The following is a 26,204-nucleotide window of genomic DNA, read 5'->3' on the forward strand; positions in this document are numbered from 1 at the left end:
CCGCAGTTCTTCGGACGCAAGTGGCCGGCGTTAGGCGGATTCCTTGCGGAAGGTGCGGGCGCCTACGGCCAGGCCGATCACCGTCAGGAGGACTACCCAGAAGAGGCCCCAGAGCGACGCGCTGCTGCCGATGTCGCCGCGGAAGAGGGCGCGGACACCGTTCACCACGTGCTTCAGCGGGCTGATGTCGGACAGGCGCTGCAGCCAGGTCGGGCCGATCTGCATCGGCAGCAGGATGCCTGAGAGCAGCAGCAACGGCATGGCGATCCCGTTCAGCAGCGGGGCCAGGGCGTCCTCGCTCTTGGTGATCAGGGCGACCGAGTACGACAGCGAGGCGAAGGTCGCGCCCAGCAGGGCCACGATCACCAGGGACAGGAGTACGCCGTCCCACGGTGCGCGCAGGCCCATCGGGATCGACACCACCAGCAGCAGGATCGACTGGACCACCAGGACGACGACGTCCCGCAGTACACGTCCTGCCATCAGGGCGATCCGGGACGCGGGCGTGACGCGGTCCGCCTCGATCACTCCGGCCCGGTACTCCGCGATCAGGCCGAAGCCGACGAACATCGCGCCGAACATGCCGAGCTGCACGATCAGGCCCGGGATGAACACCTGGTAGGCGTTGGTGGCCTCGCCCTGGCTGATCTGCGCGGTGATCGGCTTCAGCAGCGGGCCGAACAGGAACAGGTACATCAGCGGCTGGCTGAGCATCAGGATCGACCACATCGGGTTGCGCAGCGACAACCGCATCGCTCGGTTGAAGACGATCCAGGTCTCTCGCAGCACGGAACCGGGGCGGTGGGTCGGGGTCAGCGTCTGCACGGTCATGCCGCCGCCTCCTCCTTCTGGGTCTCGGCCGGGGTCTCGCTGTCGTCGCGCAGGGAGCGCCCGGTCATGGTCAGGAACACGTCGTCGAGCGTCGGCCGGTGCACCTCGACGCCGTTCAGCTCGATGCCCTGGGCATCGATCGTGCGGAGCAGCGACGGCAGCACCGAACCACCCTTGGGGATCCGGAACCCGACCACGTCATCCTCGGTCTCGACGGCGACCGCACCCGGCAGTTCCTCGACGATCTTGGTCACCGCCGGCGCGTTCTCCGCGTCGGCCAGGCTGAGCCTGACACCGTCGCCGGAGACCTGCTGCTTGAGCTCCTCCGGCTTGCCCGCGGCGACGATCTTGCCGTGGTCGATGACCAGGATCCGGTCGCAGAGCGCGTCCGCCTCGTCCAGGTAGTGGGTGGTGAGGAAGATCGTCGCGCCGCGCTCGCGGAGGCCTCGGATGTGCTCCCACAGGTTCGCCCGGGCCTGCGGGTCGAGACCGGTGGTCGGCTCGTCGAGGAAGATCAGCTTCGGGTCGTGGACCAGCCCCATCACGATGTCGAGGCGGCGCCGCTGACCGCCTGACAGGGTCTTGCACTGCCGCCGCCAGAGGCCGGGCAGATCGAGCTCCTCGAACAGCCGCTGGCCGTCGGCGATCGCCTTCTTCTTGTCCACGCCGTACAGCCGGGCGTGGTCGACGACCTCGTCCCCGGCGATCGCCTCGGGCAATGTGGAACCGCTCTGCGGCACGTACCCGATCCGGCGGCGGACGCCGACCGGGTCCTTCGCCAGGTCGCACCCCGCGACGGTGGCGGTCCCGCTGGTCGGCGTGATCAGGGTCGCCAGCATCCGCATCGTGGTCGTCTTGCCGGCCCCGTTCGGGCCGAGGAAGCCGACGATCTCCCCGTCGGCCACATTCAGGTCTACCCCTGCACGGCCTGCACCGGCCCACGCTTGGTCTTGAAGGTGCGGACAAGCCCGCGAGCTTCGATCATCATGCCCCCAGTCTCAAACAATCAACATTGAATAGTCAACATTGATTAAACCTTGGACGGCCTCCTGAGCGCCGGCTTTCAGACTGGGCAAGTCGATCGCCGGGCCCAGAGCAGGTGGCGTGCGCGTAGACCATGGATACCTCGCGGGGGACCCGAGGACACCTCCTGGAGCGCGAGGAGTCGGTCTCCGGTGCGGTTGTGGGGACCTGGGACACCTTGTGGGTACCGGGGACAGGCTGCTTCATGTCCGAGGTCCCGCGTTGGTGTCCGAGGTCCCACTTCGTGCGCCGGGTGAGTGTCCGGGGCGCCGGGATCTGCTCCAGCGGTGCACAAAGTGCCCGTATCGGCGGGTCTTCCGCGGTCCCGAACCCGGCTGGTGTCTGAGGCGGGCACTTTGTGCACCGGGTGAGTGTCCGGGACGGTGGGCTCTGCTCATCTGGTGCACAAAGAGCTGAGGTCGGTGACGCACGCCGGCCCGGACACAGACCTGGGTGAATGTGGAGGCAGCCTCTGGGGTCTGTCAGTCCGGGGGGTCGGGGATGACGTTCCAGTACGGGAAATTGCCGGGGGCGGGTTGCCAGGTGGGGGGTTCGCCGGCGAAGGAGTAGGCGCCTTCGGTGACTCGGGTGTGGAAGGCCCGGGTCCACTCGAGCTCGCCTTTGTCGCGGGCGGTGCTGATGCGGAACATCTCGACGACGTGGTCCGGGGTGCTCGGGTCCTCGACGATCTGCCGCTCCGAGAACGGCTCCGCCTTCATCCGCTGCTCCAGCTGCACGATGCGCGACTCCAGCGCGGCCAGGACCTCGTCACGCCGCAGCGACCACAGGAAGCTGAGCGCCGCCTGCATCTGGTCCGGCCGGAAGCCGTCCACGCTCCACAGCGCCTTCCGCAGCAGCGTGAAGTACTCGCTCTCCCCGTCCGCGGTCAGCTTGTACGACGTACGCCCCGGCTTGCGTCCGGCGCCTTCCTCCAGCTCCTCCAGGAAGCCGTGCTTGGCCAGCGTGCGGAGTCCTGTGTAGATGGAGCCGGGGTTGATGTTCGCCCAGTGCTGCACTTCCCACGTGATCAGCTCGCGGCGCAGCTGGTAGCCGTACGCCGGCTGGAAGATCCGCACGACCCCGAGCAGCAACAACCGCGTGGTGGACATGTTCGCAGTGTAAATCCGGGCGACGCAACAAGCTCGAAGGCGTACTCTCCGGGGGCATGGACGTGCGTGTGACGAGCGACCCGCAGGCCTTCGAGCAGACCGTGTTCCCTTTCCTGCAACAGGATCCGGTCCTGCACACGATCATCATGAGCAACGTCCACGAGCGCGCGAACGGGACCGCCCGCGCCGAGGACGAGCCTTCGTACTTCGTCTCTGTCCACGACGGCGACGTGGCCGGCGTGGCGATGCGGACCCCGGGCCGGGCGGTGTACCTCGGCGCGCTGCGGGAGGACTTGGGGGAGGTGATTGCCGATGCGTACGCCGACGTACTGCCGGAGCTGAGCGGTGTCGCCGGTGATCGGCCGGCCGCCCAGCGATTCGCGGCGCGGTGGTGCGAGCGACGCGGTGGCCAGGCGACCGAGACGAAGGGGACTCGGCTGCACAAGCTGGGCGAACTCACGCCGCTGTCGGCGGACGGGGGCAGTCCGCGGCCGATGCGCGCGGACGAGGTCGACCTGGTCAGCAGTTGGGGGATCGACGGGTTCGCGGAGGAGTTGGCGTCCGGCTACCGGGAGTGGGCAGAGCGGCAGCTGCGGCAGCAGACCATGTGGATCTGGACGGCGGACGGTGAGCCGGTGAGCATGGTCGGCTACCACCTACCGCTGTTCGGGGTCTGCCGGGTCGGGCCGGTCTACACCCCACCAGAGCGGCGGCGGCACGGGTACGCCGGTGCGCTGACCAGTCACGTCTCCGCCGAGATCCTTGCGCAGGGCAACCAGGCCTGTCTCTACACCGACCTCGCCAACCCGACCTCGAACAAGATCTACCACCAGACCGGCTACCGCCCGCTGGCCGACTTCGTCGATGTGGAGTTCACCGCATGATCGTCCGCATCACCAGTGATCCGGCCGCGTTCAAGGATCTCGCTTTCCCTTTCCTGCAACGCGATCCGGTGCTCAACACCGCCATCCTGAGCAACACCGCCGACCGGATCCGCGGCATCCTGAACGATCCGGAGCCGCCGGTGTTCGTCTCGGTGCAGGACGGTGACGAGGTCGTCGGCACAGCCCTGAGTACGGCGTTGCGCGGTGTCAACCTGGGCAGTCTGCCGACCGCGCTGGTGCCGCTCGTGGTCGATGTGCTGGCTGAGGCAGCGCCGCGGGCCGGCGGGGTGGCGGGCTCGGCGGCCGCGGCGCGCTTGTTCGCCGAGCTGTACTCAGCGCGGACGGGCCGAAGCTTCCGCGAGGCCGAGCGGGTTCGCCTGCACAAGCTCGAGGAGTTCGTCGATCAGAAGGCCGAAGGTGCGCCGCGGCCGGCGACCGAGGCGGACCTGGCCGTCCTCACCCCGATGGTCGGCGCCTTTCGCGCCGACGTCGGCCACCCTGCCGAAGGTGTCGCGGAAGACCGACGCTGGCTGGAGCAACGGATCGCGCGAGAACGCCTGTGGGTATGGGAGGACGACGACCGCATCGTCAGCCTGGTCGGCCACCAAAGCCCGGTCTTCGGCGCGGTCCGCGTCGGTCCCGTCTACACCCCACCGGACCGACGCGGCCACGGGTACGCCAGCGCCTTGACCGCCGAGGTCACCCGTCGCCTGCACGAAGCAGGCAATCAGGTCTGCCTCCACACCGACCTCGCGAACCCCATCTCGAACAAGATCTACGCCGCGATCGGCTACCGCCCCGTCCAGGACTTCGTCGGTTATACCTTCGTTTGATCCCGCTGATGTCGATCATCAGGCGTGCGGGTGGAGTCCGTGGCGTGAGGTGATGCCGAGCTTGGTGTAGACGTTGCCGAGGTGGTACTCGACGGTGCGTGGGCTGAGGAACAGCCGGCTGCCGATCTCGGGGTTGGAGAATCCGTCGCCGGCCAGGCGGGCGATCTGGCTCTCGCGGGCGGTGAGTTGGGTGGTGGTGGCCGGAGTGCGTTTGCGGGCGGTTTCGCCGGTGGCGAGGAGTTCCCGGCGGGCGCGTTCAGCGAAGGCTTCGGCTCCGATCTCGGTGAACAGGTCGTGGGCGGTGTGGAGTTGTTCGCGGGCGTCGTGGCGGCGGCGTCGCCGGCGGAGCCATTCGCCGTACAGGAGGACGGCCCGGGCGAGTTCGGTGCGGATCCGGGTCCTGGTGAGTCGGTCGATCGCTTCACGGTAGAGAGGTTCGGCCGTACGGTCGTCGCTGACCAGCGCGCGTGAGCGGGCCTCGATCCCGAGTGCCCAATCGGTACGGCTCGCGCTGGTCATCGCGGTGATCCAGCCCAGGGTTTCTTTCGCCGCCTCGATCTTCCCGCTGCGCACGGCCGCCTCGACGAACTCGGTCGCGGCCCAGTTCACCGCGCCCGGGGTCCGCGCCACGGGGGCGTTCACCCGGCCGAGTGCGCGGTGTGCAGCCGCCATCGCCTCGCGGTAGCGGCCGAGGCCGTTGTTGAGCACCGCGTTCGCCCGTTCGGCGACGACGACCCCGATGCCCTCGCCCCGGTGGGTGGCGTCCGCGATGGTGGCTTCGATCCGGGCGGACGCCTCAGCGCGCTCACCGCGCAGAGCGGCAACGGTGAGTGCGGCGTACGGCGCCGGGTTGCTTCCGGTCGCCTCGGTCACGGTCTGGATCTCGTCGACGAGTGCTCCCGCGGCGCCGAGATCGCCGCCGAACAGCAGCACGTAGGCCCGCATGCTGAGCGCGAGCGGTAGCTCACTCAAGGCGCCGGTCGTGCGGGCGAGCTCGAGGTACCGGGCGGACAGACCGTCCCAGCACTCGTCGGCCCACAAATGCAGGGCCGCGACGCAGGCCAGCCACGACCAGCGCAGCTCCTCCGCCGCGGACATGTCCTCGCCGAACGAGGTTACTGCTCGCCGCAACAGCGGTACGCCGGCTGCGTAGCCCTCGGTGAAGTTGGCGGCCAGGCCGGACAGGAGGAGATCCAGCGAGGTGGGCGCCTGCGGCCGGGGTGTCGTACTGGCGGCGCGCGCCACGGCCGACGAGTTGCCATCCGGACCGGCCAGCCGGTCCGCGAACATGGCAGCCGTCAGTGCGTCCAGGTACGTCTCCCGGGACAGCGCGGTGTCGATCGGCTCGAGGCGCTTCGCGGCCTTGAGCAGCAGCGGCGCGGCGTCCCGGCCCCGGTTGGTGGCGAAGGCGACCTGCGCGCGCAGGAGGTCGACGCGAGCCTGTTGCAGTTCGCTGAGCGGTCCGGCTTCGGCCATCACCACCAGGTCCAGCGCCGCATCGAACGCCCCGGCCCGGCTCTTGGTCTGCGCCGCCGCCAGCGCCCGGGTGGCCCGCTGCGCCGGATCGATGGTCAGCCTGGCGGAGCGTTCGAGGAATGCGGCTGCCGCGGCCAGGCCGCCGCGGGCCTGGGCGCGGTCGGCGGACTGTTCCAGTTCCGCGGCGACGGTGTCGTCGGGGCCCCTGGCCGCGTGGGCGAGGTGCCAGGCGCGGCGGTCGGCGTCACGCGCCGGATCGGTAACCTCGGCCAGCGCGCGGTGCGCCTCCCAGCGTTCCTCGAGCGTCGCCTCCCGATGGATCGCCGAGCGCACCAGCGGATGCCGGAAGGTGATCCGCTCGTGGAACCGCACCAGGCCGTCGAACTCCGCTGGATCGACGGTGTCGATGGCGATGCCCAGTCGTTGCGCGGCACGCCGTACCAGGGCCGCGTCCCCGGCCGGTTCGACCGCGGCGACGAGGAGCAGCCGACGGGTGTCGGACGGCAACGGTGCGAGCCGGCGCTGGAAGGTGTCTTCGATCCGATGGGTGAGTTGCTGTGCGTCGGGCAAGCCGAAGCCACCGGCGAGCTCGGCGTAGCTGTGGTCCTGGGGGAGTTCCAGCAGTGCGAGTGGGTTTCCGCGAGTCTCGGCGAGGATGCGGTCGCGGACCCGCTCGTCCATGGGTCCGGGGATCGCCGCGCTGAGTAGCTCTCGCGCGTGTTGTGGCGGCAGGCCGCCGAGGTCGAGCCGGGGCATGCCGGAGAAGGGCCCGTCGTCGGCCGAGTCGCGGAGGGCGAAGACCACGGCGACGGATTCGGCCATCAGCCGGCGGGCCACGAAGGTGAGAGTTCGTGCGGAGGTGTCGTCGAGCCATTGCGCGTCGTCGACAGTGCAGAGCAGCGGTTCTTCGGCGGCGGCGTCGGCCACCAGGCTGAGGACGGCCAGGCCGACCAGGAAGCGATCCGGTGGCGGACCGGTCCGAAGACCGAAGGCAGTGCCGAGCGCGTCACGTTGTGGGGACGGAATGTGGTCGAGCCGGTGCAGCAGTGGTGAGCACAGCTGGTGCAGGCCGGCGAAGGCGAGTTCAGCTTCGGTCTGTACGCCCGCGGCGCGGATGACCCGGCAGCCGGACGCCTTTGTCACCAGGTACTCGAGCAACGCCGACTTGCCGATCCCCGCCTCCCCGCGGATCACCAGGGCCTGGCTCAGGCCGCTTCGGACGTGGTCGAGGAGCTCGTCGAGCTGCCGGCACTCGGCGAACCGATCAACCAGCCGATCAACCAGCATGCTCTGAAACTAACCCGGTTCGATCCCCGGGACCAGGCTGCTTGATCTCCCGGGCCCGGTAGTCCGGCCCCGGGACTCACGGATACGAACAGCGGTACGACGCGGGAGGCTTCGGCTCACCACCAGCACGGAGGTACGTCGCGCCATGACGACTGTCGAAGAAGCAGTGACGAGGATCCCGGTGCCGCTCCAGATCAACGGCCGGCAGCACGTCGTCGTACTCGAGCCGCGGGTCAGCCTGCTGGACGCGTTGCGTGAGCACCTGGATCTGACCGGTAGCAAGAAGGGGTGCGATCAAGGGACGTGCGGGTCGTGCACGGTGTGGATCGACGGCCGGCGGGTGCTCGCCTGCCTGACGCTGGCGGTCGCCGCCTCGGGGCATGACATCGTCACGATCGAGGGGCTCGCCGACGGCGACCAGCTGCATCCGATGCAGCGAGCGTTCATCGAGTACGACGCCTTCCAGTGCGGCTACTGCACGTCCGGCCAGATCATGTCCGCGATCAAGGTGATCGAGGAGGGCAATGCCGGCACCGACGAGGACATCGGCGAGTTCATGAGCGGCAACATCTGCCGGTGTGCCGCCTATCCGAACATCCGGGCGGCCATCCGGCACGTCCGCGACGAAGCGGGAGGAAGGTCATGAGGCCCCTGACCTACAGCCGGGCCGCGGATGTGCAGGACGCGATCGCGCTGGCGACGGCGAACCCGGCGAGTGCGTTCCTTGCGGGCGGAACCACCGAAGTGGACCTGATCCGGGCCGGCATCTCCCGCTCCGAGCACCTTGTGGACATCAACGAGTTGCCGCTGCGGGCTGTCGAGGATCTGCCCGACGGCGGCGTGCAGATCGGTGCCCTCGCGCGCATGAACGACGTCGCGCGAACGCCGAGTGTCGTCGAGCGTTACCCGGCGATCTCCCGGGCCTTGCTGCTGGGCGCCTCGGAGCAACTGCGCAACATGGCGTCGATGGGAGGCAACCTCCGCCAGCGCACCCGCTGTGCCTACCTACGCGACGGCGTCTCGCCGTGCAACAAGCGCGAGCCGGGATCCGGCTGCGCGGCGCTCGACGGGTTGAACCGCGGCCACGCGATCCTCGGCACCAGTGAGCACTGCATCGCTACGCATCCGTCCGATGTCGCCGTCGCGCTGGTGGCCTTCGACGCCGTCATCCGGACGGTCGGGCCGGACGGCGAGCGCGCGATCCCGTTCGACGACTTCTTCCTCCTCCCCGGCGACACACCGCAGCTCGAGCATTCGATCGCCCCGGGCGAGCTGATCGTCGGGATCGACGTTCCCGGTACGCCGATCGCCCGCGGCTCGGTCTATCTCAAGTTCCGCGACCGGCAGTCGTACGAGTTCGCCCTGGTGTCGGTCGCGGCCGCGATCGAGGTGGACGGCAACAGAGTCGCGGGCGTTCGGATCGCGTTGGGCGGTGTCGGTACCAAGCCCTGGCGGGCGCGCCGGGCCGAGGCCGCGCTCGTCGGAAGCCCGGCGAACGAGACGTCGTTCCGGCACGCCGCCGCGGTCGAGCTGGCGGAGGCCGTCGTAAGGGAGCACAACGCGTTCAAGGTCGAGCTCGCCCAGCGGGCGATGGTGCGTGGCCTGGTCTACAGCTTGAACGGGCGGCAGTCATGAGTGCCGTCGGTACGCCGGTCACCCGGGTGGACGGCCCGGCCAAAGTCACCGGTGCGGCTCGCTACTCCGCCGAGATCAGCCTGCCCGGTATGACCTACCTGGCCGTGGTCGGGGCCACTGTCGCCAGCGGGCGGGTGACGGCGATCGAGGCCGACGCAGCGCGCGCTGCCGAGGGCGTGCTGGCCGTGCTCACCCCGGAGGATCTGCCGAAGATCGCCGCCGAGCCCCACCTGTTGCCGTCCCTGGTCGGCGGTCCGGCTCCGGGCGAGAGCTTCTTCCCGATGCAGGACGACGTCGTCCAGTACGCCGGACAGCCCGTCGCGCTCGTGATCGCGGAGGCGTACGAACAGGCGCACCACGCGGCGTCGTTGGTGCGGATCTCGTATCAACTGGCCAAGTCGGTCACCACGATCGAGGAGGGCCGTGACCAGGCTTACGAGGCGCAGCGGCTCTTCGGCGGCCTGATGCCGGCGCGCAACGAGCGTGGCGATGTCGAGGCCGGCCTGGCCGGAGCGGACGTGCGGGTCGACGTCGCCTACAAGATGGCGGCCAACCATCACAATCCGATCGAGGCGCCGTCGACGGTGGCTACCTGGGACGGCGGCAATCTGACGCTGTACGAGTCGACCCAGGGCATCCGCGCCACCCAGCAGACCGTGGCTCAACTGCTCGGCCTGCCGATCGCCCGCGTCCGGGTGATCACCCGGTTCGTCGGCGGCGGGTTCGGCGCCAAGGCGATGGTGTGGCCGAACGTGACGCTCACCGCGATGGCCGCGCGGTACGTCGGCCGGCCGGTGAAGCTGATGCTCACCCGGCCGCAGATGTTCACGTCGAACGGGCACCGTGAGGAGCAGGAGCAGCGGATCGCGCTCGGTGCCACGCGGGACGGGCGGCTGACCGCGATCCGGCACGAGAAGTTGTCGATCACCTCGCCGTTCGACGACTGGGCCGAGCCGGCGACCGGTGTCTCGTCGCAGCTCTACGGCTGCGAGAACTACCTCGGCGTCCACCGGTTGATCAAGGGCAACACGATGACGCCCACGTTCACCCGCGGCCCGGGCGAGTCGCTCGGCGTGTTCACCCTCGAGACGGCGATGGACGAGCTCGCCTACGAGCTGGCCATCAACCCGGTCGAGCTGAGGCTGCGCAACCACACGCCGGTCGACCCGTTCGGCAATCCTTGGTCCAGCGACGGGCTGGTGGAGTGTCTTCGCCTCGGCGCCGAGCGGTTCGGCTGGTCTGATCGGAACCCCGCTCCACGGACGACCCGCGACGGCGAGTGGCTGGTCGGCACCGGCGTGGCGGCCGCGGCGTACCCGATCGCGTTCTTCATGCCACCGCAGCGTGCGCGGGCCCGGATCTTCGCCGACGGCAGCGCGATCGTGCAGACCTCGACGCAGGAGTTCGGCACCGGCGTACTCACCATGGCCACCCAGGTCGGCGCCGACGCCCTCGGCGTCGCCCTCCGCGACATGGAGTTCCAGGCCGGCGACAGCGACCTGCCGAACAGTACGGCGGCCGTCGGCTCGGCCGGTGCCGGCATGGTCAGCTCCGCGGTCCACGCCGCGGGTACGGCGCTCCGCGAGCAGCTGATCGCCTTGGCCGTCAGCGATGAACAGTCGCCCCTGCACGGAGCCGAACCAGGCTCGGTGAAAGTGGCGGACGGACACCTGACGTCTCCCGACCGTCCGGGCGTGGTCGACACGTACCGTGAGCTGCTGTCGCGCAATCACCAGTCTGACGCCGAGGCGCTCGGTGTGTGGCGGCCGCCACCCCTGGATACGCCGCACGGGCTGCTCACGTTCGGCGCACAGTTCGCCGAGGTGGCCGTCGATCCCGAGCTCGGCCTGGTCCGTGTGCGCCGGCTGAACGGCGCGTTCGCGCCCGGGCGAGTGCTCAACCCGCTGCTGGCCCACAGCCAACTGATGGGCGGAATGCTGTGGGGGATGAGCCAGGCGCTCCTCGAGGGCAACCACATGGATCCTCGCTACGGCCGGTGGGCGGAGACGAACCTGGCGGAGTACCTCGTGCCGGTCAACGCCGACGCTCCCGAGGTCCGTGTCGACTTCGTCGATGTGGACGACGAACTGGTCGGCCCGCTCGGCGCCAAGGGCGTGGGCGAGATCGGTCAGGTCGGTGTCGCGGCCGCCATCGCGAACGCGGTCTTCCATGCGACCGGCCGACGGATCCGCAGCCTGCCGATGGCTCCGGAGCTCGTCATGGATCCGGCCGCCGGCGGGGGATGAGCGACGTCGGGCCGGCGGACTCCGCGGCGCCCGCCGGCCGGTCCCGGCTCCCGGAACGGCCGCCACTGTCGCAACCACGCAGTGCCGGCTCGCGATCGTCCCAGCAGCCCGCACTCGGGCTGCTCGGCCTGCTGCTCGTCATCCCGGTCGCGGTGGCGCTGGCGATCGGTCTCGGCGGCGACGGATCGATACGCGTCCTGGCACCGCTCGTCACGTTCTCCCTGCCGCTCGTGGTGATGATCGCCTTCTGGTGGGAGGACTGGCCGGGCACCCGGCTGCGCAGTAGCTGGGCCGGCTGGGCCGACACCGTGCTGATCTGTGCGGGCGCGATCGTCCTGACCGGCGCCGGTCAGACCCTCGCCGGTCGTCTCGATCCCGGTGCCCTGTTCGATCCCTCACCCGGTCCGGGCCACGTACCGACGTTTCCCGCGACCATGCCGCTCGCCGGCCTGGCTTTCGTCGCGATGCTCGAGATCACGCTCGTCGGTGAGGGGTGGCCGCTGCGGCGCCTCCGCCCGCTGGTTGCCGGTCCGATCGCGGTCGCGATCTCCTGGGCCGTCGCGATCGTCGGCTACGTGACCGTCGTACAGGTCGAGTCGCCGGCTGGTTCGGACGTGATCGCGCGGGACGGGCCTCTGCCAGGCGCCGTACTCGGCGCGACGCTGGTACTGATCGGCGCCTGGCAGGTGCTCTGTTTCGTGGTCTGGCGCGGTTGGCCGTTCGTGACTGTTGCGAGTCGAGCGGCTCGCCTCACCATCGCCCACGTGACGGTGATCGGCGGCGGGATCGTCAGCTACCTCGTCCTGCGGGAACTGCTGGGGCTGACGCCTTCGCGAATCGCCGCGCTCAGTGGCTGCTTCGTCGCCGCCGGCCTGTTGTTCGGCATGCTGTTCGAGGGCTGGCTCGGCAATCTCAGTCCCATCGTCGAACGCGCCGCTCTCCTGCTGGCCACACTCGCCCTGGCGGCGCTGTTGGCGGTCGGGTTGCAGGCAATCGCCACCAGGGCAATGCACCTGACGCACAGCGCCGCGGACGACTGGGTCGGCCACGCCACCCTGAACGCCCTGGCCATCGCAATCATCCTCCACGTCGCCGTCGGACGACGCTGGCCCTTCCCACACCCCGCCGCCCAGGCACCACGAACGTCGAGCAGCGGCGCTTCAGGATCAGTTGATGTCTAGCGTGTCGCCCGGCGCGAGGCCCTTGTACGGACGCTCGTCGGAGTTGAGGAAACGAGAGAACATGCCGAGGCCGATCTGGCTGAGCAAAGCGTCGTGGATGCCGACGAGTTGCTCGGACTTCACCGAGCGCGCGTACTCGACCGCCGGCGGGAGCGAGAACCAAGGGCCGGAGATCGGAACCAGGTTGGTGTGGACGGCGCGATCGGGCCGGGTGAAGGAATCACCGGGGTGGTAGACGGCGTCGTCGATCAGGAAGCCGATGTTCTCGCAGGGCACGCCCCACTCGGGCAGGATGATCGCATGGTCCTTGCCAAAGGCACTCACCGAGAACCCGGCCGCCTCGAAGGACTGCCCGCCGGCGATCACGTGCACCCGGTCGCCAAGCTCGGTCAGCTGCGCGGCGACACCGGCGTTCGTGTAGACGGGGACGTCGAGCGCCCGGACCCGCTCGATGTCCAGGTGGTCCTGGTGTTCGTGCGTGACCAGGATCGCGTCGGCGCGCTCGAACGCGGCCGCCTCGCTGAACGTGCCCGGATCGACCAGCAGGACCTTGCCGTCCTTCTCCAGCCGGACACACGCATGTGCGAACTTCGTGAGCTTCACTCTCAGTCTCCCAACGCGTCTCTCATCGGAACCAGCTTGGCGTTCGTCTCGGCCAGTTCGGCCTCTGGGTCGGAGCCGGCGACGATGCCGGCGCCGGCGAACAGGCGCATCCTGGTCGGGTCTTGGGGGTCGGCCTGGCCGCAGCGCAGTGCGATGCACCACTCGCCGTCGCCGGCCGCGTCCATCCAGCCGACCGGGCCGCTGAACCGGCCGCGCGACATCCCCTCGATCTCGCCGATCACGTCCCGCGCGACGTCCGTCGGCGTACCGCAGACTGCCGCGGAGGGGTGCAGGGCGGCGGCGAGGCCGAGTGCGGAGGCGCCGTTGGCGGCGACCCCGGCCACGTCGGAGGCGAGATGCATCACGTTCGGCAGGTGCAGCACGAACGGGGTCTCGGGCACGTTCATCGACTTGCAGTGCGGCTTCAGCGCGTCGGCCACCGAGCGGACCGCGAACTCGTGCTCCTCGAGGTCCTTGCTCGACCGGGCCAGCGACGCGGCCAGCGCGAGGTCGTGCGCGTCGTCCCCGGTACGCCGGATCGTGCCGGCCAGCACCCGGGAGGTGATCAGGCCCTTCTCCCGCCGGACCAGCAGTTCCGGGGTGGCGCCGATCAGCCCGTCGACGGAGAACGTCCAGCAGTTCGGGTACGACGCGGCGAGCCGGCGCAGCGGCCAGCGCAGGTCGATCGGCTCGGCCGCGATCGCGACCAGGTCGCGCGCCAGCACCACCTTGTCGAGCTCGCCGCCGGTGATCCGCTGGACCGCGTCGGCCACGATCCCGGACCACTCGGTGCCGGACCGGGCTCCGTCGGCGAAGGCGACCTGGCCGACCGGCTCGGGCTCGTACCGGGTCAGCTCCGGCGGAGCGGTGATCGAGCTCGCGCCGGAGATCGTCGTCACCCAGGTGATGCCGCCGCGGCGGCCGACGATCACCTCTGGAACCACCAGTTCGCTGGGGTCGGCGTCGGTGAAGCCGAAGGAGCCGAAGCAGACCAGCCCCGAGCCCGGGACGCCGACCTCGTCGCGGACCACCGCGGCGCCCGTGAGCTCCTGCCACCAGGTCTGCGCCTCGGTGAACCGGTTGCCGCCAGCAATCGCGAGCCGGGCGGCGACGCCCCAGCCGACGTGGCCGTCGCCCCGCCGTACCCAGGCCAGTCCGCCGGTCTCGGGCAGGTGATCCATCAGGGCCGCGGCGACGCCGTCGATCCGCTGGCTGCGAACGACCAGCCCGGGAGCCGGCTCTTGGCCGGGTACGACCGGGTCAGACAAGCTCACGGCAACACTCCTCGCTCGCTTCCCGGCCCCGGGTCTCGATGGCCGGCCGGCTCAATGGAGATTCGCTCACGGCATGCAAGCGTATGCCGCCCGCATGTCCAGCGAATTTCGGAGCCTGTCGAACGCGTGATCAACTAGACAAGTGAACCGCGCAGACCTCACCAAACAGCCCGAAGCCGTCGCTGCGATGTTCGACAACGTGGCTGAGGGCTACGACCGGACGAATGCGGTCGCCACGATGGGGCTGGAGAAGCTGCACTGGCGGCCCCAGACGCTGGCGGAGATCGCGCCGCGGAAGGGGATGAGGATCCTCGATCTGGCCGCCGGGACGGGTGCCTCCAGCGTGAAGCTGCGTGAGGCGGGTGCCGAGGTGGTGTCGTGCGACTTCTCGGTCGGGATGCTCCGGGTCGGCAAGCGCCGCAACCCCGAGCTGGACCTGATCGCCGGCGACGCGCTCCGGCTGCCGTTCGCGGACGAGAGCTTCGACGTGGTCACCATCTCCTGGGCCCTGCGGAACGTGAACGACGTCACGGTGGCTCTGCGGGAGATGCTCCGGGTGACCAGGCCGGGCGGCCGCCTGGTGGTGCTGGAGAACTCCCACCCGACCTGGAAGCCGTTCCGGGTGGCCTACCTCGAGTACATGATGCGCGCCGTCCCGGTGGTCGCGAAGGCGGTCTCCACCAACCCCGACGCCTACGTCTACCTGGCGGAGTCCGTCCGCGCCTGGCCAGGTCAGGAGCCACTCGCCCGGACGATCGAGGCCTCCGGCTGGACCCACGTCCAGTGGCGCAACCTGACCGGCGGTCTGGTGGCCATCCACCGCGGCGTGAAGCCGCTCTAATTACGCAACGGAAATCGCGCATAAATAGGTTGCGGGCAAGGGGTTCCGGGCCGGTTTCGTGTCCAAGTCAGGCAGTCCTAGACTGTCAGCTGACCAGGCCTCGTGAATCCCTTCACGAGTGACAGCCCAACCTTCAGGCCGGGATGAGATGAGCCAGAGCGCGCCGAACAGGCAGCAGGCCGAGACCGCTGATGTGATCGTCGTCGGTGCGGGGCCCGCAGGCTCGGCTGCCGCCTACCATCTGGCCAACGCCGGCCTGGACGTGCTGCTGCTCGAGAAGACGGCGTTCCCGCGCGAGAAGGTGTGCGGCGACGGGCTCACCCCGCGCGGTACCAAGCAACTGATCAACATGGGCATCGACATCTCGCCCGAGGCCGGCTGGATCCCGAACTACGGGCTGCGGATCCGCGGCGCCGGGCACGTGCTGCAGCTCGACTGGCCGGACCTGGCCAGCCACCCGAACTACGGGCTGACCCGGAACCGGATGGACTTCGACGACATGCTCGCCCGCCAGGCCGTCAAGGCCGGCGCCCAGCTGCGGGAGCGGACCAACGTGACCGCCCCGATCCTGGACGACCGCGGCTTCATCGTCGGCGTCACCGCGAAGCCGGTCGACGACAACGGCCGCCGGGCCGGCGCGGACCTCGAGTTCCGGGCGCCGCTGGTGATGGCCGCCGATGGCAACTCCTCGCGGCTGAGTGTGTCGATGGGTCTGCACAAGCGCGACGACCGCCCGATGGGCGTGGCCGTGCGCACCTACTTCACCAGCCCGCGCCACGACGACGACTACCTCGAGTCGTGGCTGGAGCTGTGGGCGGACGACCCGCAGCAGCCCGGTCAGCGCAACCTGCTGCCCGGCTACGGCTGGATCTTCGGGATGGGCGACGGCACGGTCAACGTCGGCCTCGGCATCCTGAACACCTCCGACGCCTTCGGCAAGGTGGACTACTCCGACCTGCTGAAGCAGTGGCTGAAGAACACTCCCGAGGAGTGGCAGTTCCGCGACGAGTTCCAGACCATCCCGATCCGGGGCGCGGCGCTGCCGATGGGGTTCAACCGGCAGCCGCACTACACCCGCGGACTCATGCTGCTGGGTGATGCGGGCGGCATGGTCAACCCGTTCAATGGCGAAGGCATCCCGTACGCGATGGAGTCCGGCGCGTTCGCCGCGGAGGTCGCCTCCCAGGCGCTGCGCCGGCAGCCGAACCAGCGCGAGCGGGCGCTGTCGGCGTACCCGAAGGCGCTCAAGCAGGAGTACGGCGGCTACTACACGCTCGGCCGGGTGTTCGTGAAGCTGATCGGAAATCCGGAGGTGATGCGGCTGTGCACGAAGTACGGTCTGCCGCGCACCACCTTGATGAAGTTCACCCTGAAACTGCTGGCCAACCTCACCGATCCGCGCGACGGCGACGTGATGGACAAGATCATCAACGGTCTCACCAAGGTCGCCCCGGCCGCCTGACAACGGCGGGGCGGGTGACCTGAGACACAGCGGTACTGATAACACAGTGCTGTCCCGCAACAGGACAGGACTGAAGAGCAACAGACAGCCACCGACCAGGCAGTACGGACGCAAGAAGGAGGGAGCACCCACAAGATGCACCCTTACGTACCGATCCTCATCCTCGGTGTGCTCGCGACGATCTTCGTGGCGGGCACCTTGGTGACGAGCGCGCTCGTCGGCCCGAAGCGCTACAACCGGGCCAAGCTCGACTCGTACGAGTGCGGGATCGAGCCGACCCCGCAGCCGGTCGGTGGCGGGCGTTTCCCGGTGAAGTACTACATCACCGCGATGCTCTTCATCGTGTTCGACATCGAGATCATCTTCCTCTACCCCTGGGCCGTCGCCTTCGACCAGATGGCGCTGTTCGGGTTGGTCGAGATGGTCATCTTCATCGCAACCGTGTTCATCGCGTACGCCTACGTGTGGCGTCGTGGCGGACTTGAATGGGACTGAGCAATGGGTGTTGAGGAACAGCTTCCGGCCGGCGTCCTGCTGACCACCGTCGAGGGCCTGTCGGGCTACATGCGCAAGGCGTCGTTGTGGCCGGCAACCTTCGGCCTGGCTTGCTGCGCCATCGAGATGATGACGACGGGCGCGCCCCGGTACGACGCGGCGCGGTTCGGCATGGAGGTCTTCCGGGCGTCGCCGCGGCAGGCCGACCTGATGATCGTGGCCGGCCGGGTGAGCCAGAAGATGGCCCCGGTACTGCGCCAGATCTACGACCAGATGCCGAACCCGAAGTGGGTGCTGGCGATGGGTGTCTGCGCGTCGTCCGGCGGCATGTTCAACAACTACGCGATCGTGCAGGGCGTGGACCACGTCGTCCCGGTCGACATGTACCTGCCCGGCTGCCCGCCGCGGCCGGAGATGCTGCTGGACGCGTTCCTCAAGCTGCACGCCGACATCCAGAACGGCAAGCTCGGCGCGAACAAGAAGGCACTGCAGGCCGAGGAAGAGGCTGCGGCCCTCACCGCGTCGCCGACGCTCGAGATGAAGGGGCTGCTTCGGTGAGTGATATCCAACCGGAGAACCTGCCGGCGACGACGCCCGGTAGCGACGCTCAGACGCCGGCGGCCGAGGTGGTCGACCAGCGCGAAGGCATGTTCGGCGTCCGCGGCACCGGTGACACGTCCGGCTTCGGCGGCCTGCGCCGCCAGGTCGCGCTGCCCGGCGGATCGGCCAAACCGTACGGCTCCTGGTACGACGCCGCCACCGAGAAGCTGGAGAGCCTGGTCGGCGACGGCGCGATCGAGAAGGTCGTGGTCGCGTACGGCGAGCTGACCCTGCACGTCCAGCGCGACCGGCTGGTCGAGGTCGCCCAGCACCTGCGCGACGACGAGGCGCTGCGGTTCGAGTTCTGCTCCGGCGTCAGCGGCGTGCACTACCCGAACGAGACCGACCGCGAACTGCACGCGGTCTACCACCTGCTCTCGATCACCCACAACCGGCGGATCCGGGTCGAGGTGTCCTGCCCGGACTCCGATCCGCACATCCCGTCCATCGTCTCGGTCTACCCGGCCAACGACTGGCACGAGCGCGAGACCTGGGACTTCTTCGGCATCATCTTCGACGGACACCCGGCGCTGACCCGGATCCAGATGCCCGACGACTGGCCGGGTCACCCGCAACGCAAGGACTACCCGCTCGGCGGCATCGACGTCGAGTACAAGGGCGCCGTCATCCCGCCGCCCGACACGCGGAGGTCGTACAACTGATGACCACTACAGATCCCTACGCCGACGCTCGCGACACCACCGAGGGCAAGGTCTTCACCGTCACCGGTCAGGACTGGGACTCGGTCGTGTCCGGCCTGGCCGACGAACCCGAAGAGCGCATCGTCGTCAACATGGGCCCGCAGCACCCGTCCACCCACGGCGTGCTCCGGCTGATCCTCGAGATCGAGGGCGAGACGGTGACCGAGGCCCGCTGCGGCATCGGCTACCTGCACACCGGTATCGAGAAGAACATGGAGTTCCGCAACTGGACGCAGGGCGTCACGTTCTGCACCCGGATGGACTACCTCTCGCCGTTCTACAACGAGACCGCGTACTGCCTCGCGGTCGAGCGGCTGCTCGGCATCGAGGACCAGATCCCGGAGAAGGCCAACGTGATGCGGGTGCTCCTGATGGAGCTGAACCGGATCTCCAGCCACCTGGTCGCGATCGCCACCGGTGGGATGGAGATCGGCGCGCTGACCGTGATGACGATCGGCTTCCGTGAGCGGGAGATGACGCTCGACCTGTTCGAGCTGATCACCGGACTGCGGATGAACCACGCGTTCATCCGGCCGGGCGGTGTCGCCCAGGACCTGCCGCCGGGGGCGCTGGACAAGATCCGGGACTACATCACCTGGATGAACAAGCACCTGCCCGAGTACGCCGAGCTGTGCAACGCGAACCCGATCTTCAAGGGCCGGCTGCAGAACGTGGGCTACCTGGACCTGGCCGGGTGCATGGCGCTCGGCATCTCCGGGCCGCCGCTGCGCGCCACCGGCTACGGCCTCGACCTGCGCAAGACCCAGCCGTACTGCGGGTACGAGACGTACGACTTCGACGTACCGACCTGGGACACCGCCGACTCGTACGGCCGCTTCCGGATCCGCCTGCAGGAGATGTGGGAATCGCTGAAGATCGTCGAGCAGTGCGCCGACCGCCTGGCCAAGATGGAGGGCGAGCCGGTGATGGTGGCGGACAAGAAGATCGGCTGGCCGGCCCAGCTGGCCGTCGGCAACGACGGGATGGGCAACTCTCTCGACCACATCAAGCACATCATGGGCGAGTCGATGGAAGCGCTGATCCATCACTTCAAACTGGTCACCGAGGGCTTCCGGGTGCCGGCCGGGCAGGCCTACGTGGCGGTCGAGTCGCCGCGCGGTGAGCTGGGCTGCCATCTGGTCTCCGACGGCGGCACCAAGCCGTACCGGGCGCACTTCCGCGACCCGTCGTTCGCAAACCTGCAGGCGATGCCGATCCTGTGCGAGGGCGCACAGGTCGCCGACGTGATCGTCGCCGTCGCCAGCCTTGACCCGGTGATGGGTGGAGTGGACCGATAGATGTCTGACACAACCGTTCCCTACAGCACAGGCGAGACGAAGCTCGGCGACACCACGCTCGCCGAGATGCGCGAGCTGGCCGCGCGGTACCCGGTCGGCCGGTCCGCCCTGCTGCCGATGCTGCACCTGGTGCAGTCGGTCGAGGGCCGGATCACCCCCGAGGGCATCGAGGCCTGTGCCGACGTGCTCGGCCTGACCGGCGCCGAGGTGTCGGCGGTGGCGACCTTCTACACGATGTACAAGCGTCGCCCGGTCGGCGAGTACCACGTCGGGGTGTGCACCAACACGCTCTGCGCGGTGATGGGTGGCGACCTGATCTTCGAGCGGCTCAAGCAGCACCTCGACGTCGGCAACGACGAGACCACCGAGGACGGCAAGATCACCCTCGAGCACCTCGAGTGCAACGCCGCCTGCGACTACGCGCCGGTGATGATGGTGAACTGGGAGTTCTTCGACGACATGACCCCGGAGTCCGCCACCCAGCTGGTGGACAACCTGCGCGAGGGCACCGAGGTGAAGTCGCCGCGCGGTGCCACCGTCTGCACCTGGCGCGAGGCCGAGCGGGTGCTCGCCGGGTTCCCCGACGGCCGCGCCGACGAGGGCCCGACCGGTGGCAAGGCCACTCTCGCCGGCCTGCGGCTGGCCCGGGAGCGCAACTGGACAGCGCCGCAGGGCAACCACTCCGGCCGTGCGCCGGAGCCGGAGCAGACGGTCTCCCCGGACGCGGCCTCCGGTCCGCGCCCTGAGGACCAGCCCGGCAAGGAATCCCAGACGGTCCACACCGACGACGCGCGGAAGGAGGACTGATCGCCGTGCTGACTCCGGTGCTGTCCGACAACTGGGACCAGATCCGTTCCTGGCAGCTGACGAGCTACCAGCGCTCCGGCGGCTACGAGGCGCTGAAGACCGCGCTGCGGATGCAGCCGGCCGACGTGGTCACCGCGGTGAAGGACTCGGGCCTGCGCGGCCGTGGCGGTGCGGGCTTCCCGACCGGCATGAAGTGGTCGTTCATCCCGCAGGACAACCCCAAGCCGAAGTACCTGGTGGTGAACGCGGACGAGTCCGAGCCGGGTACCTGCAAGGACATTCCGCTGATGCTGGCCTCGCCGCACACCCTGGTCGAGGGCGTGATCATCTCGGCGTACGCGATCCGCGCGAACACGGCGTTCATCTACGTCCGCGGTGAGGTGCTGCACGTGGTCCGCCGGCTGCAGCAGGCGGTCGCCGAGGCCAGGGCGGGCGGCTTCATCGGCGCCGACATCCTCGGCAGCGGGTACGACCTCGACGTGGTCGTGCACGCCGGCGCCGGCGCGTACATCTGCGGCGAGGAGACGGCGCTGCTCGACTCGCTGGAAGGTCGTCGTGGTCAACCTCGGCTGCGTCCTCCGTTCCCCGCGGTGGCCGGCCTGTACGGCTGCCCCACTGTCATCAACAACGTCGAATCGATCGCCTCAGTTCCCTCGATCATCGCCAACGGCCCGGACTGGTTCGCCTCGATGGGCACCGAGAAGTCCAAGGGCCCGACGATCTACTCGCTGTCCGGGCACGTCACCAGGCCGGGCCAGTACGAGGCGCCGATGGGGATCACCCTGCGGGAGCTGCTCGACCTGGCCGGCGGGGTCCGCGAGGGCCACACGCTGAAGTTCTGGACGCCGGGCGGATCGTCCACCCCGCTGCTGACCGAGGAGCACCTGGACGTCCCGCTGGACTACGAGGGCGTCGCGGGCGCCGGCTCGCTGCTCGGCACCAAGGCGCTGCAGATCTTCGACGACACCACCTGTGTGGTCCGGGCGACGCTGCGCTGGACCGAGTTCTACAAGCACGAGTCGTGCGGCAAGTGCACGCCGTGCCGCGAGGGCACCTGGTGGCTGGTGCAGATCCTCGAGCGGCTGGAGGCCGGCAACGGCTCCGAGGCCGACCTGGAGACGCTGCTGGATCTGTGCGACAACATCACCGGCCGTTCCTTCTGCGCCCTCGCCGACGGCGCGACCGCGCCGATCACCAGCTCGCTCCAGCACTTCAAGGACGAGTACCTGGCGCACTTCACCCACGGCGGCTGCCCGTTCGACCCGATGGCGGCTGCCGTCTTCGCGACCGCTGGAGCTAACGCATGACCATCCAAGCGAACCCGCCGGCCGGCTCCCAGGTGGAGCGCACCGACCTGGTGACGGTCACGATCGACGACATCGAGGTGAAGGTTCCGAAGAACACGCTGGCGATCCGTGCCGCCGAGCAGATCGGCGTGCAGATCCCGCGGTTCTGCGACCACCCGCTGCTCGACCCGGTCGCCGCCTGCCGGCAGTGCCTGATCGAGGTGGTCGACGCCGGCAACGGCCGGGGGATGCCGAAGCCGCAGACCTCCTGCTCGCTGACCGTTGCCGACGGCATGGTGCTGCGGACCCAGATCAGCTCGCCGGTGGCCGACAAGGCGCAGCAGGGCCAGATGGAGTTCCTGCTGATCAACCACCCGCTGGACTGCCCGGTCTGCGACAAGGGCGGCGAGTGCCCGCTGCAGAACCAGGCGATGACGAATGGCCGGGGCGAGAGCCGCTTCCACGAGGTGAAGCGGACCTACCCCAAGCCGATCAACATCTCCGCGCAGGTGCTGCTGGACCGCGAGCGCTGCGTGCTCTGCGCCCGCTGCACCCGGTTCTCCCAGCAGATCGCAGGTGACCCGTTCATCGAGATGCTCGAGCGGGGCGCCCTGCAGCAGGTCGGCATCTACGAGAAGGAGCCGTTCGAGAGCTACTTCTCGGGCAACACGATCCAGATCTGCCCGGTCGGCGCGCTCACCAGCGCGGCGTACCGGTTCCGGTCCCGGCCGTTCGACCTCGTCTCGGTGCCGTCGGTGGCCGAGCACGACGCGTCCGGCGCGGCGATCCGGGTCGACTTCCGGCGCGGCAAGGTGATGCGCCGGCTGGCCGGCGACGACCCAGAGGTCAACGAGGAGTGGATCTCCGACCGCGACCGGTTCGCGTTCAACTACGCGACCACCGGTGACCGGCTGACCCACCCGATGATCCGCGAGGACGGCGAGCTGCGGCCCGCGTCCTGGCCGGAGGCGCTGGACTTCGCGGCGAAGAAGCTCACCGCCGCCCGGGGCAACGCCGCCGTCCTGACCGGTGGCCGGCTGACCCTTGAGGACGCCTACGCGTACTCGAAGTTCGCCCGGGTCGCCCTCGGCACCAACGACATCGACTTCCGGTCCCGGCCGCACTCGGTGGAGGAAGCGGACTTCCTCGCCGCCGCGGTCGCCGGCACCGGCATCGGTACGACGTTCGCGGACCTGGAGCGCGCGGGATCCGTGCTGCTGGTCGGGTTCGAGCCCGAGGAGGAGTCGCCGACGGTCTTCCTGCGGCTCCGCAAGGGCGTTCGCAAGATCGGCACCAAGGTGTTCACCGTGGCGCCGTTCGCGTCGCGCGGAGTACAGAAGCTCTCGGGGGTCGTCGTCCAGACCTCGCCGGGCACGGAGGCCGCGGTACTGGGTGACCTCCGGAGCATGGGCGAGGCCGGAGCCGCGGCGCAGGAAGCGCTCGGCGCCGACTCGATCATCATCGTGGGCGAGCGGCTCGCGGCTGTGCCGGGTGCACTCTCCGCGGCGCTGCGGCTGGCGCTGGACTCGGGCGCGCAGCTGGCCTGGATCCCGCGCCGCGCGGGCGACCGTGGAGCGCTCGAGGCCGGCTGCCTGCCGGCCCTGCTGCCGGGCGGTCGCCTGGTGTCGGACGCTGCCGCGCGGGTCGACCTGCAGGCAGCCTGGGGCGTCGAGCACCTGCCGGGCACCATCGGCCGGGACACCGGCGAGATCATCGAGGCGGCCGGATCGCTGCAGGCACTGGTCGTCGCCGGCGTCGAGATCGACGACCTGCCGGACCCGGAGGCGGCCCTGGCCGCGCTGGAGGCCGCGCCGTTCGTGGTGAGCTTCGAGCTGCGCAGTTCGCAGGTGACCGAGCACGCGGACGTCATCTTCCCGGTGGTTCCGCCGGCGGAGAAGGACGGCACCTTCGTGAACTGGGAGGGTCGCGAGCGGCCGTTCCCGGTGGTGCTTCAGGTGCCCGCCGCGATGCCCGATGTCCGGGCGCTCGCCGCGCTGGCGCAGGAGATGGACACCCCGCTCGGGTTCAGCACCCCGGCCGCCGCCAAGAAGGAGTTCGACGAGCTCGGCCGCTGGGACGGCGACCGGGCCAGCGAGCCGACGTACCAGGCCGGTCCGGCGCTGGGCGCCTTCGACTCGACCCGGCTGGCGACCTGGCGGATGCTGATCGACGACAGCCGCGGCAACGACGGTGAGCCGCACCTGGTCGCGACCGCCCGCCGGCCGGTGGCGCGGATCTCGCTGACCACGGCGCACCGGATCGGTGTGCACGACGGTGACGAACTCGTGGTGAGCACCGACGCCGGCTCGATCCGGCTGCCGGTGCTGATCACCCCGATGACCGACAACGTGGTCTGGCTGCCGACCAACTCGGCCGACTCGCACGTCAGAAGGTCGCTGCACGCCGACCATGGCTCGATCGTGACGATCGCCGGAGGGAACGCATGAGCCCCATCTCCCTGGTGGCACGGCCGCTCGCCGTGCCGGACGCCGGAGTCGGCAACGATCCCTGGTGGGTCGTTGTCCTCAAGGTCCTGATCATCTTCGTCTTCCTGGTCGTGCTGACGCTGTTCAACATCTGGTGGGAGCGCCGGGTCGTGGCCCGGATGCAGCACCGGATCGGACCGAACGTGCACGGCCCGTTCGGTCTGCTCCAGTCGCTCGCCGACGGTATGAAGCTGATGTTCAAGGAAGACCTGATGCCGAAGGGCGTGGACAGGTTCGTCTACGTCGCGGCGCCGGTGATCGTGTCGATCCCGGCCTTCCTGACCTTCGCGGTGATCCCGTTCGGGCCGACGGTGAAGATCCCCTTCACCGACACCTACACCCGGCTGCAGCTCACCGACCTGCCGGTCTCGGTGCTGTATGTGATGGCGATCGCCTCGATCGGCATCTACGGCATCGTGCTGGGCGGCTGGTCGTCGAACTCGACCTACTCGCTGCTCGGCGGTCTGCGCTCGAGCGCCCAGATGATCTCCTACGAGGTCGGCATGGGCCTGGCGTTCGTGACGGTCTTCCTGTTCGCCGGCTCGATGTCCACCTGGGACATCGTCCAGGCACAGGGCTCGCACCAGTCGATCAACCTGTTCGGCGCGGACATCCCGATCCCCGGCTGGTACGCGTTCCTGCTCTTCCCGTCCTTCGTGATCTACGTGGTCTCGATGATCGGCGAGACGAACCGGGCGCCGTTCGACCTGCCGGAGGCCGAGGGCGAACTGGTGGCCGGCTTCCTGACCGAGTACTCGTCGATGAAGTACGCGATGTTCTTCCTGGCCGAGTACATCAACATGGCGACCGTGTCGGCGCTGGCGACCACCCTGTTCCTGGGCGGCTACCGGGCGCCCTGGCCGATCTCGATCTGGGAGGGCGCGAACTCCGGCTTCTGGCCGGTGCTGTGGTTCGTCGGCAAGATGATGTGCTTCATCTTCTTCTACATCTGGCTGCGCGGAACGCTGCCGCGACTGCGCTACGACCAGTTCATGAAGCTGGGGTGGAAGATCCTGATCCCGGTCTCGCTGGCCTGGATCGTGCTGGTCGCCACCGTGCGCGCCGTCGGCCGCGAGGTCGACTTCCAGCGCAACTGGCTGCTGGTGGCCGCGGGGATCGTCGCGCTGATCGCGGTGATCACGATGTTCCTGCCGCAGAAGAAGACCGAGGACAAGTCCGGACTGCCTGACGATGACGCCGACTTCGACGCCTTCGCCGGCGGGTTCCCGGTTCCACCACCGCTCGTCAAGACTCCGAGCCGAAGCGAGGAAGCCGACCGTGGCTAGTGTCAAAGAATCCCTCTGGGATCCGGTAGCCGGGTTCGGGGTCACCTTCCGGACGATGTTCCGGAAGGTGTTCACCGAGCAGTACCCGTTCGAGAAGAAGCCGACCGCGCCGCGGTTCCACGGCAGGCACCAGTTGAACCGCTGGCCGGACGGCCTGGAGAAGTGCATCGGCTGCGAGCTGTGCGCGTGGGCCTGCCCGGCGGACGCGATCTACGTCGAGGGCGCCGACAACGCCGAGGGCGGCAGGATGTCGCCGGGTGAGCGCTACGGCAGCGTCTACCAGATCAACTACCTGCGCTGCATCCTCTGCGGACTCTGCATCGAGGCGTGCCCGACCCGGGCGCTCACGATGACGAACGAGTACGAACTGGCCGACCGTAGCCGCGAGTCCCTCATCTACGAGAAGAAGGACCTGCTGGCCCCGCTGCTTCCCGGCATGCAGGAGCCGCCGCACGAGATGCTGCTCGGCACCACTGACAAGGACTACTACCGCGGCCTGACCGGCTCGGCCGTCGTCCCCGCCGAGGGAGGTGCCGAGAAGTGATCGGCCTCGTCACCGG

23 protein-coding genes are annotated in these 26,204 nt (G+C 69.2%); 17 read left to right on the plus strand and 6 right to left on the minus strand.

Features of this window, described 5'->3' with window-relative positions:
* Positions 1-30 precede the first annotated feature (30 nt).
* From ACFPJ1_RS29040 to ACFPJ1_RS29050, 3 genes are all read right to left on the minus strand, one after another.
* The gene (locus ACFPJ1_RS29040) at positions 31-831 is read right to left on the minus strand and encodes an ABC transporter permease (RefSeq protein ID WP_380108724.1); all 801 of its coding nucleotides are present in this window, start codon (positions 829-831) and stop codon (positions 31-33) included.
* The gene (locus ACFPJ1_RS29045; RefSeq protein WP_380108725.1) at positions 828-1,736 is read right to left on the minus strand and encodes an ATP-binding cassette domain-containing protein; all 909 of its coding nucleotides are present in this window, start codon (positions 1,734-1,736) and stop codon (positions 828-830) included. Before ACFPJ1_RS29045 ends, ACFPJ1_RS29040 begins: the two co-directional genes overlap by 4 nt.
* A gap of 600 nt (positions 1,737-2,336) precedes the next feature.
* Positions 2,337-2,963, minus strand: coding sequence for a PadR family transcriptional regulator (locus ACFPJ1_RS29050; protein ID WP_380108726.1), 627 nt, complete (start codon positions 2,961-2,963; stop codon positions 2,337-2,339).
* A gap of 56 nt (positions 2,964-3,019) precedes the next feature.
* On the opposite strand from ACFPJ1_RS29050, the gene ACFPJ1_RS29055 reads away from it, so the two are divergent.
* On the plus strand, positions 3,020-3,847 hold the full coding sequence (locus ACFPJ1_RS29055) for a GNAT family N-acetyltransferase (protein WP_380108728.1): 828 nt from the start codon (positions 3,020-3,022) through the stop codon (positions 3,845-3,847).
* Complete coding sequence (locus ACFPJ1_RS29060) at positions 3,844-4,680, plus strand: GNAT family N-acetyltransferase (protein WP_380108729.1); 837 nt, start codon at positions 3,844-3,846, stop codon at positions 4,678-4,680. Before ACFPJ1_RS29055 ends, ACFPJ1_RS29060 begins: the two co-directional genes overlap by 4 nt.
* 18 nt (positions 4,681-4,698) lie before the next feature.
* On the opposite strand, the gene ACFPJ1_RS29065 is transcribed toward ACFPJ1_RS29060, so the two are convergent.
* Positions 4,699-7,443: a helix-turn-helix transcriptional regulator gene (locus ACFPJ1_RS29065; RefSeq protein ID WP_380108730.1), complete on the minus strand. Its 2,745-nt coding sequence runs from the start codon at positions 7,441-7,443 to the stop codon at positions 4,699-4,701.
* A 145-nt stretch (positions 7,444-7,588) separates the two neighbouring features.
* Here ACFPJ1_RS29065 and ACFPJ1_RS29070 point away from each other — a divergent pair, with 145 nt between their 5' ends.
* From ACFPJ1_RS29070 to ACFPJ1_RS29085, 4 genes are read left to right on the plus strand one after another with little or no spacing between them, the layout of a single operon-like run.
* The gene (locus ACFPJ1_RS29070; RefSeq protein WP_380108731.1) at positions 7,589-8,089 is read left to right on the plus strand and encodes a (2Fe-2S)-binding protein; all 501 of its coding nucleotides are present in this window, start codon (positions 7,589-7,591) and stop codon (positions 8,087-8,089) included.
* Positions 8,086-9,078: an FAD binding domain-containing protein gene (locus ACFPJ1_RS29075; RefSeq protein WP_380108733.1), complete on the plus strand. Its 993-nt coding sequence runs from the start codon at positions 8,086-8,088 to the stop codon at positions 9,076-9,078. Before ACFPJ1_RS29070 ends, ACFPJ1_RS29075 begins: the two co-directional genes overlap by 4 nt.
* Entirely contained in the window at positions 9,075-11,324 is a 2,250-nt protein-coding gene (locus ACFPJ1_RS29080) for a xanthine dehydrogenase family protein molybdopterin-binding subunit (RefSeq protein ID WP_380108735.1), read from the plus strand. The genes ACFPJ1_RS29075 and ACFPJ1_RS29080 overlap by 4 nt, the downstream gene beginning before the upstream one ends.
* Positions 11,321-12,505 (plus strand): hypothetical protein, encoded by a 1,185-nt coding sequence (locus tag ACFPJ1_RS29085; RefSeq protein WP_380108737.1) that lies wholly within the window; start codon positions 11,321-11,323, stop codon positions 12,503-12,505. The genes ACFPJ1_RS29080 and ACFPJ1_RS29085 overlap by 4 nt, the downstream gene beginning before the upstream one ends.
* Here the strand turns inward: ACFPJ1_RS29085 and ACFPJ1_RS29090 are convergent.
* Together ACFPJ1_RS29090 and ACFPJ1_RS29095 are read right to left on the minus strand one after the other, a co-directional pair.
* On the minus strand, positions 12,491-13,108 hold the full coding sequence (locus ACFPJ1_RS29090) for an MBL fold metallo-hydrolase (RefSeq protein WP_380108739.1): 618 nt from the start codon (positions 13,106-13,108) through the stop codon (positions 12,491-12,493). The two genes, ACFPJ1_RS29085 and ACFPJ1_RS29090, sit on opposite strands and share 15 nt — an antisense overlap.
* 2 nt (positions 13,109-13,110) lie before the next feature.
* Positions 13,111-14,382 carry an isochorismate synthase gene (locus ACFPJ1_RS29095; protein ID WP_380108740.1) on the minus strand — a complete coding sequence of 424 codons (1,272 nt, stop codon included), beginning with the start codon at positions 14,380-14,382 and terminating at the stop codon, positions 13,111-13,113.
* Positions 14,383-14,524: 142 nt separating this feature from the next.
* On the opposite strand from ACFPJ1_RS29095, the gene ACFPJ1_RS29100 reads away from it, so the two are divergent.
* From ACFPJ1_RS29100 to nuoI, 11 genes are all read left to right on the plus strand, one after another.
* Positions 14,525-15,223, plus strand: coding sequence for a demethylmenaquinone methyltransferase (locus ACFPJ1_RS29100; RefSeq protein WP_132284650.1), 699 nt, complete (start codon positions 14,525-14,527; stop codon positions 15,221-15,223).
* Between the two features lie 148 nt (positions 15,224-15,371).
* Positions 15,372-16,685, plus strand: a complete 1,314-nt coding sequence (locus ACFPJ1_RS29105) for a geranylgeranyl reductase family protein (RefSeq protein ID WP_132189732.1) — start codon at positions 15,372-15,374, stop codon at positions 16,683-16,685.
* A 135-nt stretch (positions 16,686-16,820) separates the two neighbouring features.
* Positions 16,821-17,180, plus strand: coding sequence for an NADH-quinone oxidoreductase subunit A (locus ACFPJ1_RS29110; RefSeq protein ID WP_132189733.1), 360 nt, complete (start codon positions 16,821-16,823; stop codon positions 17,178-17,180).
* 3 nt (positions 17,181-17,183) lie between these two features.
* Complete coding sequence (locus ACFPJ1_RS29115) at positions 17,184-17,738, plus strand: NuoB/complex I 20 kDa subunit family protein (RefSeq protein ID WP_132189734.1); 555 nt, start codon at positions 17,184-17,186, stop codon at positions 17,736-17,738.
* A complete protein-coding gene (locus ACFPJ1_RS29120) occupies positions 17,735-18,442 on the plus strand; it encodes an NADH-quinone oxidoreductase subunit C (RefSeq protein ID WP_380108741.1) in 708 nt (235 codons plus the stop codon). The genes ACFPJ1_RS29115 and ACFPJ1_RS29120 overlap by 4 nt, the downstream gene beginning before the upstream one ends.
* Positions 18,442-19,779, plus strand: coding sequence for an NADH-quinone oxidoreductase subunit D (locus tag ACFPJ1_RS29125; RefSeq protein WP_380108742.1), 1,338 nt, complete (start codon positions 18,442-18,444; stop codon positions 19,777-19,779). The genes ACFPJ1_RS29120 and ACFPJ1_RS29125 overlap by 1 nt, the downstream gene beginning before the upstream one ends.
* Positions 19,780-20,586, plus strand: coding sequence for an NADH-quinone oxidoreductase subunit NuoE (gene nuoE, locus ACFPJ1_RS29130; protein WP_380108743.1), 807 nt, complete (start codon positions 19,780-19,782; stop codon positions 20,584-20,586). It begins immediately after the preceding gene.
* On the plus strand, positions 20,583-21,893 hold the full coding sequence (gene nuoF / locus ACFPJ1_RS29135) for an NADH-quinone oxidoreductase subunit NuoF (protein ID WP_380109370.1): 1,311 nt from the start codon (positions 20,583-20,585) through the stop codon (positions 21,891-21,893). Before nuoE ends, nuoF begins: the two co-directional genes overlap by 4 nt.
* Positions 21,890-24,319 (plus strand): NADH-quinone oxidoreductase subunit G, encoded by a 2,430-nt coding sequence (locus ACFPJ1_RS29140; RefSeq protein WP_380108744.1) that lies wholly within the window; start codon positions 21,890-21,892, stop codon positions 24,317-24,319. The genes nuoF and ACFPJ1_RS29140 overlap by 4 nt, the downstream gene beginning before the upstream one ends.
* Positions 24,316-25,644 carry an NADH-quinone oxidoreductase subunit NuoH gene (gene nuoH / locus ACFPJ1_RS29145; protein WP_380108745.1) on the plus strand — a complete coding sequence of 443 codons (1,329 nt, stop codon included), beginning with the start codon at positions 24,316-24,318 and terminating at the stop codon, positions 25,642-25,644. The genes ACFPJ1_RS29140 and nuoH overlap by 4 nt, the downstream gene beginning before the upstream one ends.
* Entirely contained in the window at positions 25,637-26,188 is a 552-nt protein-coding gene (gene nuoI, locus ACFPJ1_RS29150) for an NADH-quinone oxidoreductase subunit NuoI (RefSeq protein ID WP_380108746.1), read from the plus strand. Before nuoH ends, nuoI begins: the two co-directional genes overlap by 8 nt.
* The last annotated feature ends 16 nt before the right edge of the window (positions 26,189-26,204 follow it).

Origin of the sequence: Kribbella qitaiheensis, from assembly GCF_042657745.1 — a bacterium.
Lineage (GTDB): Bacteria > Actinomycetota > Actinomycetes > Propionibacteriales > Kribbellaceae > Kribbella > Kribbella qitaiheensis.